This window comes from Hymenobacter sp. YIM 151858-1 (assembly GCF_025979705.1).
GTDB lineage: Bacteria > Bacteroidota > Bacteroidia > Cytophagales > Hymenobacteraceae > Solirubrum.
Map to the genome: position 1 here is coordinate 3,683,852 of NZ_CP110136.1, position 18,976 is coordinate 3,702,827.

Genomic DNA, 18,976 nt, shown 5'->3' on the forward strand with positions numbered 1-18,976 from the left:
TACAAAGTCCGCGCTACACCTCTTACGCCGCGTTGCAACCGCTAACCACAGCCGTTGCAGAAACCACTATTTTGCATACCTCCTCCGTTGTTATCCGTTCCTATGAAAGCAACCCGACCCATACTGAGCGCCACGCTGGCGGTGCTGGCGGCCTGCGGGCCCGCCAAGCAGCTGAATCAGCCCACTGCCACGGCGCCGCTTACCGAAAAACCCGTGACCGAAAACGCAGCTCCGGCCAAATCAATGGCCAAACTTGATTATCCGAAAGCCCGGAAAGTCGACCACAAAGACGACTACCACGGCACCAGCGTAGCCGACCCGTACCGCTGGCTCGAAGACCCCGATTCGCCCGAAACCAAGCAATGGGTAGAAGCCGAAAACAAAGTGACCTTCGGCTACCTGGCCCAGATTCCGTACCGCGACCGGATTCGGGAGCGGCTGACGCAGATGTGGAACTACGAGCGGTACGGCGTGCCACAGGAAGAGGGCGACTACCTCTACTACCAGAAAAACGACGGTCTGCAAAACCAGGCTGTGCTGTACGTGCAGCGCAAAGGCCAAACCGGCGAGGGCGAGGTACTGCTCGACCCGAACAAGTTTTCGGCCGACGGCACCACGGCCCTGAGCGGCACTTACTTCTCCAACGACCACCGCTACATGGCCTACACCACCTCGGGTGGCGGCTCCGACTGGCAAACCATTCACGTGCTCGATCTGAAAACCCGCCAGCCGCTGAAGGACGAGCTGAACTGGGTGAAGGTATCGGGCGTGGCTTGGGTGAAGGATGGCTTCTACTACAGTGGCTACGATGCACCCAAAGCCGGCGAAAACAAGCTGGCCGGCAAAAACGAGTACCACAAGGTGTACTTCCACAAGATCGGCACGCCGCAATCGGCCGATAAGCTGGTGTACGAAAACAAGCAGATGCCACTAGGTTTCCGCATTGCCTCCGTTACCGAGGACGAGCGGTTTCTGGTAGTGTACCTCACCGACGGCAAATCGGACGGCAACAAGCTGGCCGTGCGCGACCTCACCGATGCCAAGCAGGCCGGCAAGTGGGTTACCCTAGGTTCGGATTACGAGTCGGACATCAACCTGGCCGGCAACGTAGGCGGCAAGCTGCTGCTCTACACCAACCACAAAGCCCCGCGCTACCGCGTGGTGGCCGTCGACCCGAAACAACCCCAGGAAGCCAGCTGGAAGGACGTGCTGCCCGAAACCGAGAACAAGCTCGAGGGTATTGACCAAGTGGGCGGCAAGCTGGTGGCTACCTACCTAAAGGACGCCTCGTCGCTGATTAAGGTGTACGACGAGCAGGGCAAGTTCCTGCACGATGTGCAACTGCCCGCCCTAGGTACGGCCTCGGGCTTCGGCGGCCGCAAGGAGTCGAAGACGGTGTACTACGCCTTCACGTCGTTCACCTACCCAACCACCATCTACAAGTACGACCTAGGCACCAACCAAAGCACCGTGTTCCGGGCGCCGAAGGTAGATGTGAACCCGCAGGACTACGTGACCACGCAGGTATTCTACCAGAGCAAGGACGGTACGAAGGTGCCCATGTTCATCACCCACAAGAAAGGGGTGAAGCTGAACGGCCAGAACCCCACGTACCTGTACGCCTACGGCGGATTTAACGTGTCGCTCACGCCGGGCTTCTCGGTGGCGCGCATGTTGTGGCTCGAAAACGGCGGCATTTTGGCCATTCCGAACCTGCGCGGCGGCGGCGAGTACGGCGAGGCCTGGCACAAAGCCGGCATGACGCCGAACAAGCAGAACGTGTTCGACGACTTTATTGCCGCCGCTGAGTACCTGAAAGTGCAGGGCTACACCTCCACCGAAAAGCTGGCCATGGCCGGTGGCTCCAACGGGGGCCTGCTGGTAGGCGCGGTGATGACGCAAAAGCCCGACCTGGTGCGCGTGGCCTTCCCGGCTGTGGGCGTAATGGACATGCTGCGCTATCAGAAGTTTACCATCGGCTGGAACTGGGCGCCCGAGTACGGCACCTCCGACAACTACCAGCAGTTCCAGAACCTCTATAAGTTTTCGCCGCTGCATAATCTGAAGCCGGGCACCAGCTACCCCGCCACCATGATTACCACCGCCGACCACGACGACCGCGTGGTGCCGGCGCACTCGTTTAAGTTTGCCGCCACCCTGCAAGAGGCCAACAACGGTCCCTGGCCGCAGCTTATCCGCATCGATGTAAACGCGGGCCACGGCGCTGGCAAAAGCACCAAGCTGCAAATTGACGAGTGGGCCGATGTGTGGTCGTTTGCCTATTACAACATGGGCCTGAACCCGTATCAGAACCTGAAGTAGAGTGCCAGAGCGAGGGCTTCGGCTCGCGTTTGCGTGACCAGTGCCCTAGGGTGAATAAGACCCAGACGGGGCCGACAAACCTTGGTTTGTCGGCCCCGCGTGTTATTGCACAAAATCTTACAAGCTGTGATTCTCGTAAGGTGCAGGCGTTGGAGTACCAAATAGCTACCCCAACCTATACCCCGGCGTAGGCTACCTGCCGCAGGCTGTGTATCTTGCGCCGCGAAAACCGCCTAGCCTTGATTTTTTCCGCTCCGAATATGAAAAAACTGCTGATGCTCGGCCTCGTGGCCGGCGCTATGCTGTCGGTATCGGCCTGCAGCAACCCCGATTACGAAACCAACAACATCTCGGCAACCGAGCTGCCCGCACTGCCCCCGGCTGCCGCTGGCAAAGACTCGGCTACGGTAGCCGCTGAGCAAGCCAAGCAGGAAATTTCGGCCCAGAACGCCACCGAAGCCATCAAGAAGCAACAGCCCGTGATGTAAGCTTCGGCCCCGGCCGCCGATGAGTTTACCCAGGCGCCCGCTTTCCCAAAAGGAGAGCGGGCGCTTCCTTTGTAGCCTTACCTAGACCATTGCCATGCCTGCCCCCGCCAACCTGCGCATTCGTCGCGGTACCGAAGCCGATTTGCCCCGCGTGCACGAGCTCATTGTGGAGCTGGCCGTGTACGAGCGCGCCCCCGACGAAGTAACCAATACCCTCGCCGACATGCGCCGCGACGGGTTCGGGCCCAACCCCATCTTCGGCTTTTTCGTGGCCGAAACCGACGAGCAGGGCATCCTGGGCATTGCGCTGTTCTACACCGGCTACTCTACCTGGAAGGGCCGCATGCTTTACCTCGAAGACCTGATTGTAACCGAGCCGGCTCGCGGTACCGGCATTGGGCGCAAGCTGTTCGATGCCGTAGTGGCCGAAGCGCGCCGTACCAGCGCCAACCGCCTGCGCTGGCAGGTGCTCGAGTGGAACGAGCCGGCCATCGGTTTCTACAAGAAAATCGGCGCCAACCTCGACCCCGAGTGGCACAACGGCACCCTTACCGTGGAGGAACTGCGCGCCTACCGCTGCGACCCCGCCGTAGAGGCAGCCGTAACGCTGGGCTGAGCTAACTCGGCATCTGTCCAGCGCAGGATAGGGTCGGGGTCGGTAGTGGCCAAGCGGCGGCACAGCCCTAGGTGCACCGGTATGCTCAGCGCAATAAAGCCCGTGAGCACCCACATGGCGTTAGGGTGGCCGGGCACGGCCTCGGTTTGCACCACGTTGTTGGTGAGCTGGTACACGATGTTCATGCCCCAGTGCATGCCCACGGTGTACCACAACGAGCGCGTAAGCACCACCGGCAACGCCAGGCTTACGCCCACTACCAGCAGGAAAACCCAGGTGGTAGGCCCAGCGGCCAGGCGGTAGATGTGGTTGAGCACGTAGAGCACCGAAGTAAAGCCGATGAACTGCGCGCCCGTGAGCAGATGCCCCGCGTGGCGCTGCACGTAGCCGCGGGTAAGTACGTCTTCGGCCATGGAGGGCGCCAGCGTACCTAGGGTAAACAGGGCAGCACCCGTCAGGAAAGCCGGCAGCGGGGGCACGGCTACTACGCGCGTAATGCCTAACTCTACGCACACCCAAAAAGCCAGTGCAGGCAGCAGCAAACCGGGAACGAGGCCGAGCAGCAGGTTGCGGCCGAAGCCCCGGTGCCAGCGCAGCCCAAACGCACCTAGGCCGGAGTAACCCTGCCACTTAGCCACCAGGTGCGAACCGAGCAGCATCAGCAACATCAACCCCAAAAACAGGTAGTCGTTGCGGAGCCAGAACTGCGAGCCTTCGGGCAGTTGGTAGAGCGCAAAGAGCACCAAAAAGCCGACGGCAATTTTCAGGGGCGAGTTCATGGCTGAAAAGGGAAAGAGCTTTGGCAAATATAGCTTTAGCTATATGCTTTGCTACTGGCTTTTACGCCTGCACGTAGGCGGCTTCGGCCACTTTGGTGGCGGGCGCAAATACCCTGCGGAACGAGTATAACCACAGCAGCGAGCCGCCTAGGTACACCCCACCGGCTATCAGCGCGGCACCTAGCCAAGGCTGATGTTGCAGCGCCAGCAGCAGCAAGCCCACCGAAGCGGCCAGCCGCAACGGCTCGAGCCAGTAGCCCCAGCGTTTGGCCTCGAACAAGGCGCCGCAGGCCAGCGCCGCCCAGGTGCACCAACCCGCTACCAGCCAGCGCAGGGCGGGCGCCATGTCCTTCTGCGTGAATAGAAAAGCTGCCGCTACGCCCAGCAGCACCACGTACTGCCCGAACACATACCAGTTGACGGTAGCCGGCGCGGTGGTGCAGTACTTCTGGTACGTGGCTACTTCCACCTCGGGCACTTGGTAAGGACCACCTAGGGCAGCCGGGCGCCAACCCGGTCGGCCAAACACCACGCGCAGTTTATTGCCCAGTCCCGGCGTCTGGCGCAGCTGCTCAGCCATCTGAAAATAGTGGCCGAAGTTCACCCATACGGGGTTCCAGGAGCGCACGGGCGTGGTGATGCCGTACACGGGCGTTTCTTCCTCTGCCTGAAAAGTGCCGAACAGCCGGTCCCAGATGATGAAGGTGCCCGCGTAGTTCTTGTCGATGTACTTGGGGTTGCGGCCGTGGTGCACGCGGTGGTGCGAGGGCGTGTTCAGCACCCACTCCAAGGGGCCCAGCTTGCCGATGAGCTCGGTATGAATCCAGAACTGGTAAAGGGTGACCAGGGCCGAGACGTACACGAAAAAGCTCGTCTCGAAGCCGATGACGGCCAGCGGCAGGTAGAACATGAACGTGAACATGCCCTGCAACGAGCTTTGCCGCAACGCTACCGAGAGGTTGTAGTCTTCGCTTTGGTGGTGCACCACGTGGCCGCCCCAGAAGAAGTTAATCTCGTGCGAGTAGCGGTGGGCAAAGTAGTAGCACAAATCAGCCAGCACGAACAGCAAGATGCCCGTTGCCCAGGTCCGCGGAATGTCGAACAGCCGAAAGTGTTCGTAGAGCAGCTCGTACACGCCCACCACTACCACTTTCAGGAACACACCCGAAATCTGCGACGTGATGCCGCAGCTAATATTGGTGACGGCGTCGTGAAAGCGGTATTTCTCCTGATGCTGCAGCCTTTCTACCAGTAGCTCCGCGCCAATTAGGGCGAAGTAAATGGGAATGGACAGCACGATGGGGTTCAGGTTCATGGCGCGGGCGGGGTGGTGTAGCGGTGAGGAATTTACACAGAAAGACAACGCCTTGGTACCCCGTGCTAAGCCCATGCAAAAAGGCCGCCGCACCCAGCAGTAGCTAGGTGCGGCGGCCTTGTGTAGTAAGTGTGCAGGCTGATGCCCGCCGCAGGACTTAGTCGATAACCTCGAGTACCGTACGGAAGGATACGTACTGGCCCGGAAAGCGCGTTTCCAGGTCGGCGCGCAGGCCAGGGGCCGAAACGCGCTGGTACTCGTCGAGCTGCGCCATATTGGTGCAGTAGTACTGGGCGGCGTACGTAAAGCCATCTTCTTCTTCGTTGAGCAAGCGCAGGAGCTGGCTTTTCACGAAAAAACCCGTGGCCATTACATCGGGCATGTGCACATCGCGCATAAAGGTTACCCACTCTTCGGCAACCTCCGGGTCGACGCTGCTGGTGACGTTGTACAGGATCATAAGCAAGAAAATGAACGAGCAGGGTGGGAGGTTCCCCGAAAAGGGCAGTACCTATGTTGGCCAGCCGCTCGGGGCAAAGTTACACCCGCATGTGATCGGGCCGGAACTGCTGTATCTGCTCGCGAATGGCACTGGGTGCGAGTTTTTGCCGGGCAGCAGCATCGGCCAGCGTGGGCAGCTCGGCATCGGAAGCAAAGCGCAACGACAAAATCTGACCTAGGCTGAGCTGTTGCTCCAGCGGGCCGAAGCTTTGTTGGGTGAGCTCGAAATAGCGCTGGCGCACCTCGAGGCGGGCAATGCGGTCTTGCAGCTTAAGGGCGTAGTGCTGGCGCAGCATTACCAGCGTCAGCAGCAGGATAATGGCTACCGCCGCTACGCTAAACCACAGCCGCGACTCCTGCGAGTCGGAACCAGCTACGTCGCCGTAGCGCCGGCCGGTGTAAAAGGCCATTACCAAGGCAGCGGGCAGCAGCACAAAATGGTGCAGCCAGTAATAGCGACGAGTAAAGCGGGCTTCGGCCATGCAGTGCGGCGGAGTTAGAGGAGGAGTAAGGTATTACGGATTAGCGCGGCGCTGGGCTTTTTCCTCGTCGCGGGCGGCACGCTCCCGTTCGCGCTCGAGGTTTTCTTTGGCTTTGTCGCGCTCCTTGCTGCCGGGCTTGGCCGTGGGCGAGTTTACTTGCGGTACTGCCGAAGGCGTGGCGGTAGCAACGGATGCAGCAGCAGCCGTGGGCGTAGCAGCAGGGCGGGTATCGGAGGTAGGCGGAACCACTTGGGCCGAAGCGGCAAAAGCCAGCAACAAGCCACCTAGGGTAAGCGCACCGGTTATGATTTTCATGGCAGTGGGGGAGGTAAGTACGCCCTCAGTACGATTGTGGAGCCCTGGCAGTTCCGACTGGGTCGGCTAGCTTACCTCCAGGTAATCGAGGTCTTTGCCATAGCTCTCGGGCAAGGTGCTCACGGCCCAAAACGCCACCAGCAGCGAAAGCACGCCCACCACAGCGCCGCTACCGATGAGGTTGGGCGAACCGCTTGGGCCTGCCAAAGCTGCCGCAATGCCATTGAACAGCGGTACCAGGCCCACCACCGAGCCGCGCGCAAAGTTGGGCGCCGTGGTGGCTACCGTGGCGCGCAGGTTGGTGCCGAACTGCTCGGCCGCCACTGTTACAAACAAGGCCCAGAAGCCCACCGAAATGCCCAGCACAAAGCACACGGCGTAGAACACCGTAGGCGAAGCACCCCGGATGCCGAACAGGTACACCGCAATCAGCACGCCGCACAACACCAGGAACAACTGCAGCGCCCGGTTGCGGCTGCGCAGCAGCTGGCTGAGGGTGCCGCTGGCAAAATCGCCGAACACCAGCCCGAAGTAGCACCAGAACACCGCCAGGCCGGCCGTTACCTCGCCCTGAATACCTAGGGCACGGCCAAACTCGGGCGCCAGCGTAATGAGGATGCCCACCACAAACCACAGCGGTACGCCAATCAGCAGGCACTTAACGTACTTGAGCAGGCGCGGGCCGTTGGTGAACAGGCTGAAGAAGTCGCCGCGGGCAACCTCCTGCTGCTTGGCCTGCTCGAACATGCCCGACTCGAACACGCTCACGCGCAGCACCAGCAAGGCCAAACCCAAGCCGCCGCCCACAAAGTAAGCATTGCGCCAGCCCAGCACTTCGCCCACCCAATAAGCCAGCATAGCGCCCGATACGCCCACGGTGGCCACAATCATGGTGCCGTAGCCGCGCTTTTCCTTGGGCAGGGTTTCGGCTACCAGCGTGATGCCCGCGCCCAGCTCGCCGGCCAAGCCAATGCCGGCAATCAGGCGCAGCCAGGCGTATTGGTCGATGGTTTGCACGAAGCCGTTGGCAATGTTGGCCAGCGAGTAAAGCAAAATGGAGCCGAACAGTACCGACAGGCGGCCGCGCTTATCGCCCAGCACGCCCCACAAAATGCCGCCGAGCAGCATGCCGCCCATCTGCATCGAAATGAGGTGGGTGCCCAGGTTGGTTACATCGGCCGCGGCCGTAATGCCCAGGTCTTTCAGGCTAGGCACGCGCACGATGCTGAACAAAATCAGGTCGTAGATATCGACGAAGTAGCCGAGGGCGGCCACCACCACGGCCGCGCTGAGTAGTCCGGTTGTTTTGGGGGTAGAAGTTGGTGGGGTAGAGATGCGAGCCATACGTAAACTGAGTGGAACTGCAGATTACGAAGATTTGCGCGATTGACCGAAGCAGCGCTACGCGGTGCTCGGCGCTGGCGGCGCAGCCGCCAATGCGGTACTGCGCAGGCAGGGGCGGCCCTGGGTCGTTGGCGCATTGCCGGCGCGAGGCCACTGCTGGCGCGAGTCTTAGCCCGCAGGGCGCGACTCGTGCCGCAGCATGGGTGGGAATCTCCAGACTCCCGGGCGTTGCGCGGCACCTAGGGAACGGCTTGCTGACTTAAGCTCCTGGGCTTGCGTGCCCCAGCGGCACCTAGGCCGCGTCGTTCGCGGCACGGGAGTCAGAGACTCCCCTCCATGTTGCGGCACGAGTCGCGCCCTGCGCGCTAAGACTCGCGCCAGTAATTAAAAACCACCTAGGCGTCGCAGCTGGCGTGCGTGCAGGCGCCAGGCTCGATTTGCACCGTAATGTGGCCGATGTTGAACTCGTCTTGCAACTGATGCTGCAGGTGGTGCAGGAACTGGCTGTCGGTGCCGCTGGGGCGCACGAGGTGGGCGGTAAGGGCGGTGTCGCTGGTGCTGAGGGGCCAGATGTGCAGGTCGTGCACATCGGTTACGCCGGGCTGGGCCAGCAAAAACTGCCGCACCGCTACCGGGTCGATGCCGTGCGGTACGGCCTGCAGGCTTAGTTGCACGGTTTCGCGCAGCAAGCCCCACGAGCCCACGGCCACTACCCCCAGGATGATGAAGCTGATAGCCGGATCGAGCCACAGCCAGCCCGTGTAGTACACCAGCGCGCCGCCCACTACCACGCCCATCGACACCAGTGCATCGGTGAGCATGTGCAGGTAAGCGCCCCGGATGTTGGCATCGCCCTGGTGCCCGCGGCTGAACAGCCACGCCGTAAAGCCGTTGATGATAATGCCCAAGCCGGCCAGCAGCATCACCACGGGCGCATTCACGGGCTCGGGGTGGCGCAGGTGGTCGATGGTATCCCACAAAATAGCACCTAGGGCCACGTACAGCAACGCCGCATTCAGCAAGGCTGCCTGGATGGAAGCACTCTTCAGGCCGTAGGTATAGCGCTTGGTGGTGGGCTGCTTACCCAGGCGGGTGGCACCCCAGGCCAGGGCCAAGCTGAGCACGTCGGAAAGATTGTGGCCGGCATCGGAAAGCAGCGCCGAGGAGTTGGCCCACCAGCCACCGGCAGCTTCGGCGGCCACAAACAGCAAATTCAGCCCAATGCCCCAGCCAAACGCCTTGCCGAAGTTGGCCGGCGCGTGATGATGGTGGTGCCCGTGGTGGTCGGCGGGGCCGTGCGAATGGTGGTGGTGTACCATGGCCGTAAAAGTACGGCCGGCGCTACCAGGCCGGCCGTACGAAATTTCAACCGCAACCGTGCGGAATTAGTTGAATTGCAGTGGTACCACGAGCCTGAAACTTACGTTGCGGCCCATGTTGAACACGCCCGTGCGGCCGGTGGCGTTGTTTACGGCCGTGTACTTCAGGCGGCTGAGGTGGTGCTGGTACGCCACGTCGAAGAGGTTATTCACGCCCACCATCAGCGTAGCCACGGTGCGGCCCTTGCCGTTGGTTACATCGGTGCCGGCCCCTAGGTTAACCAAGGTGTAGCTGGGAGTAGGCGTTTCGGTTTCGAAAGCCGAGAAGATGCGGTTTTGGGCAAAGTTGTGCTCCACGCCGGCGCGGGCGTACACGTTGGCCACGCGGCTGATGGCGCCCACTTTGCGGAAGTTCACGCGCAGCTCCGACTGCAGCCTATCGGCGGGCGTAAAGGGCAGCCACCGCTCGCCCTCGGCTTGGCCCAGGCGGCGGGCGCGCACCATCGAGAAGGAGTTTTCAAAGTGCAGCCAATCGAGCGGGTGCGGGTGCAGGTCGATGCTGACTTCGCCGCCGTAGAGGTTGGCTTTGCCTTGCCCGTACACAAACACCCGGAACTCCTTGCCGTCCTCGGTCAGCAACGAGTCCTGGCCGGCGGCGTTGCCGATGCGGCGCGGGAAGATGAAGTTGCGGATGCGGTTGTCGAACGCATCGACGCTCAGCGTAACGTGGTCGGTGTTCAGGCTGAAGCCTAGGTCGAGCTGCCGGCTGGTTTCGGCCTTCAGGTTCGGGTCGCCGATTTCGTAGCGGGTGGTGCCCTCGTGCACGCCGTTGGAGGCCAGCTCGGCAATGTTGGGCGCCCGAAAGCCGCGCGAAAGATTGGCTTTCAGTACCAATTGCTCGGTGGCGCTAAACGCCCCGCCCACGCTGCCCGACCAGTTGCGGTAGGTGTTGTCAAAAGCCTGAAACTTAGCTTCGGCATTGGGCGCATCGGGCGTGGTGGGCTGTCCGAAGGCGTTGAGCCACAAGGCGTCGCCGGTGATGTGCCGCTCGTCGTAGCGCAGGCCGCCGCTCAGGTCGAGCTTACCTAGGGTGCGCTTGGTTACGCCAAACACCCCGCCGTCGAACAGGCGATAGGCCGGTATCAAAAACTCCTCGCCCAGGTTCTGGTTTTCCTGGCGCATGCCGCTTACGCCCACGGTGGTATTCCAGCCGGCTAGCTCGGGCAAAAAGTAGCGGGCGGCGTAGTCGAGGGTGCGCAGCTGAAAGTACAGCGAAGGCTCGTTGGGCGCCAGCACCTCGCCAAACTCGCGGCGCAGGTTTTGCTGCCAGCCCACGTTTAGGGTAAGCCGCGACTGACCTAGGATGAAGTTGTTATCGGTGCCGAGGCGCAGGTGGTTTACGCGCTGGCCCGGCACGTACACGTTGTAGCCGCGCAGGTCGCTGGCCGTTACGGGCACCTCATCGATGCCGGAGGCGGAAAGCGTGCTGGGTACCAGCTTCAGAAACTCGCCCGTTTCCTCGTCCCGCTCGCCCTCAATCAGCCCCAGCACCTGGTTGAAGGACGTGAACGTGAGGTGCGAGTAGCCCCAGCTTTTGTTTAGGCCCACGTAGCCGCTGCCGTCGATTTCGCGGAAGGCCGAGTTGTACACCGGGCCGTCGTAGCGGTTGCGGTAGGGGGCGGCGCGCTTGCTGGTGCCGCGCACCATCCAGTTCAGGCCGTTGCGGTTACCGGCCGTCATCAGGGAGTAACCCTGTTGGCGGTTGTTGGTTTGGTAGTTGGCCATCAGCGAGCCGATGACGCGGCCTTCCTCCACCGGATCGGGGGCTACAAAGTTTACCACGCCGGCCATGCCATCGGAGCCGTAGAGCAACGAGCCCGGGCCTTTGATGATTTCGGCCCGATCAATCGAGTACTCATCCAACTCGATGCCGTGCTCATCGCCCCACTGCTGCCCCTCCTGCTTGGCGCCGTTGTTGAGCGTGATGACGCGGTTGGCGCTCAGGCCCCGGATTACGGGCTTGCTGATGGCCGCGCCGGTGGTTATCTGGTTGACGCCGGGCGTGCGCGCAATGGCATCGATGATATTGGTGCTGGCGTGCTGATCGAGCTCCGTGCGGTCGAGCACGGTAGTGGGCACCGGCGAGCGGCGCAGCTCGGTAGAGGCCGATACGCCCGTGATTACCACCTGCCCGATTTCGGTTACGGCCGGGCTCAGGGCCAGCTCCAGCGGTTGGCCGTTGCCGGTATCCACGGTGCGCACCAGCGTGCCGTAACCTAGGGAGCGTACCTGCACCAGAAAGCGCCCCCGCGGCAGGTTGCCGAAGCTGAAACGCCCATCGGCATCGGCCACGGTGCTTTGCTTGAGGTCGGGAAACACCACCACGGCGCCGGGCAGCGGCTGTTGGGTGGCGGCATCGAGCACGCGGCCCACCACGGCGGCCGTGGCCGGGGCGGCGGTGCCGGGCCGGCGGGCGGTGGGCGTTTGGGCCTGAGCCGCGGCCGCAAGGAGCAGCGTTGCGGCCAGCAGTAAACGAGACATACGGAAAGCTAAACAAACGGGGAGGTGGCGAATGAACGAAGATCCGGCCACGAGGATGCACTCCGCAAAAAAGAAAACACCGGCCAAAAGCCGGTGTTTTCTCCCCTATTTCTCCATAACCAAACCAAATGGAGAGAAACAGACGAGTTCCTGAAAACCCGCCAGAGCTAATGCTCCTGAACGAAGAGCCGCAGCGGGCCGCGGCAGTTGCCAGGAGGCAGTTTTTTCTTTTTGGAAGTGGCAATAACGCAATGCGCGGCTTATTACCAAGGTCGGCTATTGGTTATTGGCTGCCGGCCGCTGATTTCCTAGTCAGGAATAGAGTAGTGGCCGACTAGCAGCTAGCAGCCAATAGCTAATAGCTAACCGGTTATTGCACCGTTACCGGGAAGGTCACCTCGGCGTCGGTCGAGCCTAGGTCGGCCTGGCCGTTTTTGTTGCCAGGCTGGTGGCGCAGCACAATTTTGAGCGTGCCGGTAGCCGCCGCGGTGGTTTGCACGCGCGTAGCCAGGCCTACTTCCAGGTTGTTCTTGTCGCGGTCGGTGCGGGTCACGGTAAGCAGGTTGGCCGGAGCGGCGGTGTACACCACCAGGTGCTCGTCGTTCTCGGCCTGCACTTCGGTGGTAATGTTGCTGGCAGGGTTCTTCGATTCGTCGAGGAAGGTTACCGCGCCGGTGTAGGTGGTGTTGGGCGCGAGGCGCAGCGAGCCGATGGTGGGCGCGTTGCCGCCGGCACCGTCGAGGTCTTTCCACTCCACCGTAACGGCCTGGCCGCCTGTGCTGGGCGTAAGGGTGTAGCGCACGGTAGTAATCAGCTCGTTCTCGTCGTCGGGCTCGGGGTCTTTGTCGTCGCCGCAGCTGGCGAGCAGCAGGGGAGTGGCCAACAGAACAGCGGCGAGGTAGGGGCGGAAGAGTGTGGTCTTCATGGTGGTGAAAAATGAAAAAGGGTTGAAAAGGCTATGGGAAGGTTACTTGGCCGAAGCGCGGCGGCCGAAGTTGATCGGCGCTTGCAGCCGCAGCGTAACGTTTCGGCCCATGTCGTCGGCGAAGTAGCGGAAGCGGTTCAGGTACTCGCGGTACCGTTCGTTCAGCAGGTTGGTGCCCGCCAGGCTTAGCTGCACCGGCACGCCGCCTAGGCGCACGGTAGCCCCCACTTCGGCGCTCAGCAGGCCGTAGCCATCGGGGGCGGGGAGGGGGTCGTAGAGGGCACTGGGCACGCGGGTTTGGCGGCGGGTAGCACCTAGGGTTAGCTGCGCAAAGCGTTGGCTGAGGCGGTTGCCGGGGCGGCCGGCCCACTCGCGCCGGGCGGCCAGCTCAAAGCGGTCGGCCGGCGCGTATACCAGGTAATCATCGAGCTGCAGGTTGCGGGCCCGCACCAGCGCCGCTTTGCCGCTGATAAGCCAGCCCGCAGCCGGCGTGTAGCCCAGGGTGGCATCGAGGCCGCGGAACACGGCATCGGTTTGCTGGTAGCGCCACGGCCTGAACACGCCCTGAATGGTGGTAATCGGCTCCCCGATTACCTGGTAGATGTACCCATTGATGCGGTTCTGGTACACCGTCAGCTCGCCGTTCAGGCGCGGGTTGGCGTGCAGCGTAGCCGTCAGGTTTAGGTTGTGGGCCGTTTCGGGTTGCAGCTGGGGTGCCCCGGCTGGGCGCGTTACGTCGTAGCCTTCTTCGTACAGGCCGTTGTGCACGCCTTGCGCATACCGCTCGTTGGGCGCAGGCGCCCGGCGCACCAGCGCGGCATCGGCCCGCAGCGTAAAGTGCGGCGATACCTCGTACACCGCGCCCAGCGAGGCCGAGGGCGTCCAGAACTGAAAACGGCGCCGCTCCACCCCAAAAAACAGGCTCGAATCGGTGGCAAAACCCCGCGTGAGGCGCCGGGTCGTGAGGTCGCGGCGGTCGAGGCGCAAGCCGGCTTCCAGGGTCAGCTGCTCGTGCTGCCACCGCTCAATGGCAAAAGCCCCGCCCACCCAGTTGTTGTAGAACGGAATGAACTGCCGGCTGCCCGGCGCGTAGCGGTTGTGCTGGTACGTGCCGCTCAGGCCCACCGTGCCGCTGAAGTTGCCTAGGTGCGGATGCTCCCAGGCCACATCGGCCGTGGTGGTGTAGTTGAGGTAGCTGAGCTGGGGCAGGTTGCGCCGGCCGGCCGCGCTGCCGCTGCGCACCACATCGTACTCGTCGCGGTAGTCCTGCTGATGCGCCACCGTGGCCGTGAGCTTGCCGCCGTGCCCGGTTTTTACAAAGCCCGAGAGCTTGGCCAAATCGTGGCGCACCTGCTGGTACGGCCTAGCTATGGTGTAGCCGAACGAGCCCAGCCCCACGGGCCGGCCGCGCTCGGTGGCGGTTTGCAAATCGGCGAGGTTGCCCACAATGGCCGCCTGCAAAATACCCGTGCGCGCGTTGAACTGGCTGTAAAACGCCTCCAGGCCGTAGCTATCCTTACGCCAACCTAGGGCAGCGGCAAAGTTTCGCTCGCGGTAGGCGGTGTTCTCGAGCCAGTAATCGGGCGTGCGTGTGTTGCCGGCTTGCTTTAGGGTGCCCTGCACGCGCCAGCTCAGGGCGGGCAGGCGGCGCGCGTTGCCATCAACCGTTGCGGCCACGGCACCCAGGCCGTTGTTGCTGGCGCCCACTAGGTTTAGCTCGGCGCCCACGCCGGCCGAGTCGCGCAGGGGCTTGGGCTGCACCAGCACCACGCCGCCCACGGCATCGGAGCCGTAGCGCACGCCGGCGGCGCCTTTCACCACCGTCAGCTCCGAGGCCACAAACGGGTCGATTTCGGGGCCGTGCTCCTGGCCCCACTGCTGGCCCTCTTGCCGCACGCCGTTGTTCATGATGGCCACGCGGTTGGAGTGCAAGCCGTGGATGATGGGCTTGAACACGCTCGGCCCCGTTTGGATGGCCGACACCCCGGCAATCTTTTGCAGCGCCTCACCTAGGGCTTGCCCCCGCGTGGCTTGCAAGGCTTGCCCCGAAAGCGTACTGGCCGCCTGGGTTTGCGGCTCGGCTACCCGCTCGCCGCGCACCACCGCGCTCCGCAGCCGAATAGCACTCGGGTGCAGGGCAAAGTTGCGCACCGCGGCGGCGCCCACGCGCAGCTCGGCTTCCTCGGTTTCGTAACCCACGAAGCGAACCTGCACCCGGTACGTACCGGCGCATACATGAAAATGAAAGTGGCCTTCCGAATCGGCTTGGGCGGCCTCCTGCGTGGGTAGCAACACTACCGTAGCGCCGGCCAGCCCTTCGCCCGATTCATGGTCCGTTACGCGGCCGGCCAACGGCAGGGTGCACGTGCTTTGGGCGGCAGCCACGCAGGCTACACCCCAGCACAGCCCCGCCCACAGCAGGACCGCCGCAAGGCGGAAAAGCATGAAAAAGAAAAAAGAAACCCGAATACTAAAACGGGGGCGGTGCCGAATGGCAGCTACCAAGCAGGTAACCTAGGGGCACAGCCCACCCTTGCCCGGCTGCTCGGCAGCCTGGGCACTCGTACATCAGGCGCGGGCCGGTGGGCCTCGGAGGTACGCCGCAGCGGGCGTGGTGCTTTGCCACACCGATTGGTACGGCTCGGCTTTCAGCGGGGCATAGCGGTGCACTACCGGTTGCAGCACCAGCTCCGGCGTGGGCTGGAACGGCACATCGAACAGGTGGTCGACGGGGCAGTGCTGGTGCTTGGCCGTAAGCAGGGCTTTGTAGCCCCGGCCCGTGTGGGCGGCTTCTTTCTCGGTGTGCTGGTGGCGGTGCAGCGCCAGTATAGCCGACTCCGGCAGCAGCACCCGCACGAAGCAGAGCAGCAGCAGAATGGCCAACTGTGAACGGAATGCACGCATAGCGGAGACGAAGCAGATGCTTGGGCGGCTAAAGTAAGGATAAACTTTAAAATACAGCCCCAATCCTTTTAAGGACCGGCCTGCAGAAGTTGGGTTGCTGCACAACGCATTACTGGCCTCATACGTAATTAGTTACACAACACGCTCATCGTTCCGCACGCACTCCCACACCATGAAACAACTTGTACAGCGCTCCTTGCAGCTGCTGGCCCGCTACCTGCGCGGCCACGTTCAGGCCAGCTCCGTTGGCACCCCCGATCCGTTGTTTGTGTAGCCCCAAGGCTGCCTCCCTGAGTATCCGGCTCGCCGGAGTTCTTGTTCGCACAGGCTTTTGCCCCATCCGGCAAGTAGCAGCTTCGGGCGTTTGGCACGGCATTTTCTTTGGCCCTGTCAAACGCCTGATTCACTGTGATGGATGCACTCTACTTCGATAGCCTAACGCTCTTCCACGACCCTGCGCTACGCTTGCTGTACCACCGGTGGCGCGGTACCTACAACAGCCATCTGTTTCAGCCGGCCGTGCAGCATGTGCAGCAGTTGCTCGGGCAGCTTCGCATCGAGTACTGGATTGCTGACCTCAACGGCCTGCCCAACCTAGGGCTCGAAGATCAGTTTTTGATAAGCGAGCAGGTGCTGCCGCAAGTGGCGCGCATGCCGCACCTGCGCCAGCTGGCACTCGTGCTCAGCTCCAACGTCTACAACCAGTTAGCCGTCGAGAGCATTCTGCACCTAGGCAACGAGCACCTGCGCTTCGATGTGCAGTACTTCTCCGATGCCGCTTCGGCCTTCGATTGGCTGATTAACCCCACCGACGCACCCGCAACCGCCGCGCCATCGATGGCAGCCGGGCTGGTGGCCTAACTACGCAGGCTAACGGTTGCACCAACCGCTTTCTGGCCGATTAAGCGGTACGCGGCTAGCCCAAAACTGTCAAGCTGGCAGCTTTGCGGCGGGCCGGGCGAAGTGGAATGAGGTTTGATTCCGGGGCCGACAGCGGCAGCCGCTCGTTGTTGGCTGCTTTTGTACCCGTCAAACTCTTCTACCTCTTACCTAACCGCCATGCAGGAAACCGGTAGCATCTCGATTCACACCGAGAATATCTTTCCCATCATCAAGAAGTTCCTGTACTCCGACCACGAGATTTTCCTCCGTGAGTTGGTCTCGAACGCCGTTGATGCCACCCAGAAGCTGAAGAGCCTCGCGCAGCTGGGCGAATACCAGGGCGAAGCCGGCGAGCTGAAAGTCACGGTAAGCGTCGACAAGGAAAAGCGCACCATCACCGTGTCGGACCGCGGCATCGGCATGACGGCCGAGGAGATTAAGAAGTACATCAACCAGATTGCCTTCTCGGGCGCTACCGAGTTCGTTGAGAAGTACAAAGACAAGGACGCCGCGGCCAAAGACCAGATTATCGGTCAGTTCGGCCTGGGTTTTTACTCGGCTTTCATGGTGGCCAAGGAAGTCGAAATCTTCTCGAAGAGCTTTAAGGAAGGCACCGAAGCCGCCCGCTGGGTGTGCGACGGCAGCACCGAGTTTACCCTCGAGACCACCGAAAAGGCCGAGCGCGGTACCGATGTGGTGCTGCACGTAGCCGAAGACAGCGACGAGTTTCTGGAAGAAGCCCGCCTGCGCGGCATTCTGGAGAAGTACTGCCGCTTCCTGCCCGTCGAGATTGAGTTTGAAGGCAAGGTTATCAACCAAACGCAGCCGCTCTGGACCAAGCAGCCCGCCGACCTCACCGACGAGGACTACACCAAGTTCTACCAGGAGCTGTACCCCTTCTCCGAAAAGCCGCTGTTCTGGATTCACCTGAACGTGGATTACCCCTTCAACCTGACGGGTATTCTGTACTTCCCGAAGGTGAAGGACGAGCTGCAGCTGCAGCGCAACAAAATTCAGCTGTACTCGCGCCAGGTGTTCATCACCGACGAGGTGAAGGACGTAGTGCCCGAGTTCCTGATGCTGCTGCACGGCGTGCTCGATTCGCCCGATATCCCGCTGAACGTGTCGCGCTCGTTCCTGCAGGCCGACGCCAACGTGCGCAAGATCAACCAATACATCACGAAGAAGGTAGCCGATAAGCTGGCCGAAATCTTCCGGAAGGAGCGCAGCTCGTTCGAGGAGAAGTGGGCCGACATCAACCTGTTCGTGAAGTACGGCATGCTGTCGGACGACAAGTTCTACGACCGCGCCAAGGACTTCGCGCTGCTGCAAAGCGTCGCTGGTAAGTTCTACACTTTCAACGAGTACAAGGAGCTGGTGCAGGCTAACCAGGTGGACAAGAACGGCCAGACGGTGCTGCTCTACACCACCGACGAGCAGGCCCAGCACGCCTACGTGCTGGCGGCCCAGGAGCGCGGCTATGATGTGCTCAACTTCAACGGCCCGCTCGATCCGCACTTCATCGGCCTGCTCGAGCAGAAGCTGGAGAAAACCACCTTCAAACGCGTGGACGCCGACACCGTGGGTAAGCTCATCGAGAAGGAAGAAACCGCCGAAAGCGTGCTTTCCGACGACGAGAAGACCAAACTGCAGGAGCTGTTCACCAAGGCCATCAGCAACGAGCACATGCACGTGCAGGTAGAGGCCCTGGCCCCGCAGGATGCCCCGGTTATCATTACGCTGCCCGAGTTTATGCGCCGCATGAAGGACATGCAGCGCGTAGGTGGCGGCGGTGGCATGGCTATGTTCGGCTCGCTGCCCGATAGCTACACCGTAAGCGTCAACGCCAACAACCCCGTGGCCCAGCGCGTGCTGCGCGCCGACGAGGAAGCCGCTACCAAGCTCGCCAAGCAAGCCTTCGACCTGGCATTGCTGGCCCAAGGTTTGCTAAAAGGCGAAGCGCTGACCCAGTTTGTGAAGCGGAGCGCCGAGCTGCTGGCGGCCGAGTAATTGATTTTTAGTTCCGGAGCGAAGCCGGTCTTGCAACTGCTGCGGTTGCGGGGCCGGCTTCTTTCGTCAGCGGCGAATGAGTGAAGTGCCAGAGTTCATCAACGCGCTGCTCACATAGGGCCCGCCGCCGGAGTGTAGGGGGCGAAGGGGTGCGCGGGCGTCCGAGCGCCGCAACCACCTAGGGCAATGCCCCAGGGCCGGGTTAAGCCGAACATCGGTTGCTGCCATCCACT

16 protein-coding genes are annotated in these 18,976 nt (G+C 62.0%); 5 read left to right on the top strand and 11 right to left on the bottom strand.

Annotated features, from left to right (window positions below; translation table 11 throughout):
• Positions 1-102 precede the first annotated feature (102 nt).
• The 3 genes from OIS50_RS16330 (at position 103) to OIS50_RS16340 (ending at position 3,426) form a co-directional block, all read left to right on the top strand.
• Entirely contained in the window at positions 103-2,322 is a 2,220-nt protein-coding gene (locus tag OIS50_RS16330) for a prolyl oligopeptidase family serine peptidase (RefSeq protein ID WP_264691699.1), read from the top strand.
• Positions 2,323-2,582: 260 nt separating this feature from the next.
• Positions 2,583-2,810 carry a hypothetical protein gene (locus OIS50_RS16335; protein ID WP_264691700.1) on the top strand — a complete coding sequence of 76 codons (228 nt, stop codon included), beginning with the start codon at positions 2,583-2,585 and terminating at the stop codon, positions 2,808-2,810.
• A 94-nt stretch (positions 2,811-2,904) separates the two neighbouring features.
• Positions 2,905-3,426 (top strand): GNAT family N-acetyltransferase, encoded by a 522-nt coding sequence (locus tag OIS50_RS16340; RefSeq protein ID WP_264691701.1) that lies wholly within the window; start codon positions 2,905-2,907, stop codon positions 3,424-3,426.
• Here the strand turns inward: OIS50_RS16340 and OIS50_RS16345 are convergent.
• The 11 genes from OIS50_RS16345 to OIS50_RS16395 form a co-directional block, all read right to left on the bottom strand.
• Positions 3,381-4,205 (bottom strand): CPBP family intramembrane glutamic endopeptidase, encoded by an 825-nt coding sequence (locus OIS50_RS16345; RefSeq protein WP_264691702.1) that lies wholly within the window; start codon positions 4,203-4,205, stop codon positions 3,381-3,383. The two genes, OIS50_RS16340 and OIS50_RS16345, sit on opposite strands and share 46 nt — an antisense overlap.
• A 61-nt stretch (positions 4,206-4,266) precedes the next feature.
• Positions 4,267-5,520, bottom strand: coding sequence for a sterol desaturase family protein (locus tag OIS50_RS16350; RefSeq protein WP_264691703.1), 1,254 nt, complete (start codon positions 5,518-5,520; stop codon positions 4,267-4,269).
• A 157-nt stretch (positions 5,521-5,677) separates the two neighbouring features.
• A complete protein-coding gene (locus OIS50_RS16355; RefSeq protein WP_264691704.1) occupies positions 5,678-5,980 on the bottom strand; it encodes a DUF4286 family protein in 303 nt (100 codons plus the stop codon).
• Positions 5,981-6,059: 79 nt separating this feature from the next.
• The gene (locus OIS50_RS16360) at positions 6,060-6,503 is read right to left on the bottom strand and encodes a DUF6526 family protein (RefSeq protein ID WP_264691705.1); all 444 of its coding nucleotides are present in this window, start codon (positions 6,501-6,503) and stop codon (positions 6,060-6,062) included.
• A gap of 33 nt (positions 6,504-6,536) precedes the next feature.
• Positions 6,537-6,818, bottom strand: a complete 282-nt coding sequence (locus tag OIS50_RS16365) for a hypothetical protein (protein ID WP_264691706.1) — start codon at positions 6,816-6,818, stop codon at positions 6,537-6,539.
• Positions 6,819-6,884: 66 nt separating this feature from the next.
• A complete protein-coding gene (locus OIS50_RS16370; protein ID WP_264691707.1) occupies positions 6,885-8,162 on the bottom strand; it encodes an MFS transporter in 1,278 nt (425 codons plus the stop codon).
• Between the two features lie 395 nt (positions 8,163-8,557).
• Positions 8,558-9,481 carry a cation diffusion facilitator family transporter gene (locus OIS50_RS16375; protein WP_264691708.1) on the bottom strand — a complete coding sequence of 308 codons (924 nt, stop codon included), beginning with the start codon at positions 9,479-9,481 and terminating at the stop codon, positions 8,558-8,560.
• A gap of 66 nt (positions 9,482-9,547) precedes the next feature.
• Positions 9,548-12,022, bottom strand: a complete 2,475-nt coding sequence (locus OIS50_RS16380) for a TonB-dependent receptor (RefSeq protein ID WP_264691709.1) — start codon at positions 12,020-12,022, stop codon at positions 9,548-9,550.
• 370 nt (positions 12,023-12,392) lie between these two features.
• Positions 12,393-12,947, bottom strand: coding sequence for a hypothetical protein (locus OIS50_RS16385; protein ID WP_264691710.1), 555 nt, complete (start codon positions 12,945-12,947; stop codon positions 12,393-12,395).
• Positions 12,948-12,989: 42 nt separating this feature from the next.
• A complete protein-coding gene (locus tag OIS50_RS16390) occupies positions 12,990-15,392 on the bottom strand; it encodes a TonB-dependent receptor (RefSeq protein WP_264691711.1) in 2,403 nt (800 codons plus the stop codon).
• A gap of 123 nt (positions 15,393-15,515) precedes the next feature.
• Positions 15,516-15,851 carry a hypothetical protein gene (locus OIS50_RS16395; protein WP_264691712.1) on the bottom strand — a complete coding sequence of 112 codons (336 nt, stop codon included), beginning with the start codon at positions 15,849-15,851 and terminating at the stop codon, positions 15,516-15,518.
• Positions 15,852-16,259: 408 nt separating this feature from the next.
• Here OIS50_RS16395 and OIS50_RS16400 point away from each other — a divergent pair, with 408 nt between their 5' ends.
• Together OIS50_RS16400 and htpG are read left to right on the top strand one after the other, a co-directional pair.
• Positions 16,260-16,712 (top strand): hypothetical protein, encoded by a 453-nt coding sequence (locus OIS50_RS16400; RefSeq protein ID WP_264691713.1) that lies wholly within the window; start codon positions 16,260-16,262, stop codon positions 16,710-16,712.
• 198 nt (positions 16,713-16,910) lie between these two features.
• A complete protein-coding gene (gene htpG, locus OIS50_RS16405; protein ID WP_264691714.1) occupies positions 16,911-18,743 on the top strand; it encodes a molecular chaperone HtpG in 1,833 nt (610 codons plus the stop codon).
• Positions 18,744-18,976 lie beyond the last annotated feature (233 nt).

What these genes read in the sequence shown, in the direction of transcription:
- OIS50_RS16330 (WP_264691699.1), top strand. Translation starts at nt 103, where the DNA reads ATGAAAGCAACCCGACCCATACTGAGCGCCACGCTGGCGGTGCTGGCG.
- OIS50_RS16335 (WP_264691700.1), top strand. Translation starts at nt 2,583, where the DNA reads ATGAAAAAACTGCTGATGCTCGGCCTCGTGGCCGGCGCTATGCTGTCG.
- OIS50_RS16340 (WP_264691701.1), top strand. Translation starts at nt 2,905, where the DNA reads ATGCCTGCCCCCGCCAACCTGCGCATTCGTCGCGGTACCGAAGCCGAT.
- OIS50_RS16345 (WP_264691702.1), bottom strand. Translation starts at nt 4,205, where the DNA reads ATGAACTCGCCCCTGAAAATTGCCGTCGGCTTTTTGGTGCTCTTTGCG.
- OIS50_RS16350 (WP_264691703.1), bottom strand. Translation starts at nt 5,520, where the DNA reads ATGAACCTGAACCCCATCGTGCTGTCCATTCCCATTTACTTCGCCCTA.
- OIS50_RS16355 (WP_264691704.1), bottom strand. Translation starts at nt 5,980, where the DNA reads ATGATCCTGTACAACGTCACCAGCAGCGTCGACCCGGAGGTTGCCGAA.
- OIS50_RS16360 (WP_264691705.1), bottom strand. Translation starts at nt 6,503, where the DNA reads ATGGCCGAAGCCCGCTTTACTCGTCGCTATTACTGGCTGCACCATTTT.
- OIS50_RS16365 (WP_264691706.1), bottom strand. Translation starts at nt 6,818, where the DNA reads ATGAAAATCATAACCGGTGCGCTTACCCTAGGTGGCTTGTTGCTGGCT.
- OIS50_RS16370 (WP_264691707.1), bottom strand. Translation starts at nt 8,162, where the DNA reads ATGGCTCGCATCTCTACCCCACCAACTTCTACCCCCAAAACAACCGGA.
- OIS50_RS16375 (WP_264691708.1), bottom strand. Translation starts at nt 9,481, where the DNA reads ATGGTACACCACCACCATTCGCACGGCCCCGCCGACCACCACGGGCAC.
- OIS50_RS16380 (WP_264691709.1), bottom strand. Translation starts at nt 12,022, where the DNA reads ATGTCTCGTTTACTGCTGGCCGCAACGCTGCTCCTTGCGGCCGCGGCT.
- OIS50_RS16385 (WP_264691710.1), bottom strand. Translation starts at nt 12,947, where the DNA reads ATGAAGACCACACTCTTCCGCCCCTACCTCGCCGCTGTTCTGTTGGCC.
- OIS50_RS16390 (WP_264691711.1), bottom strand. Translation starts at nt 15,392, where the DNA reads ATGCTTTTCCGCCTTGCGGCGGTCCTGCTGTGGGCGGGGCTGTGCTGG.
- OIS50_RS16395 (WP_264691712.1), bottom strand. Translation starts at nt 15,851, where the DNA reads ATGCGTGCATTCCGTTCACAGTTGGCCATTCTGCTGCTGCTCTGCTTC.
- htpG (WP_264691714.1), top strand. Translation starts at nt 16,911, where the DNA reads ATGCAGGAAACCGGTAGCATCTCGATTCACACCGAGAATATCTTTCCC.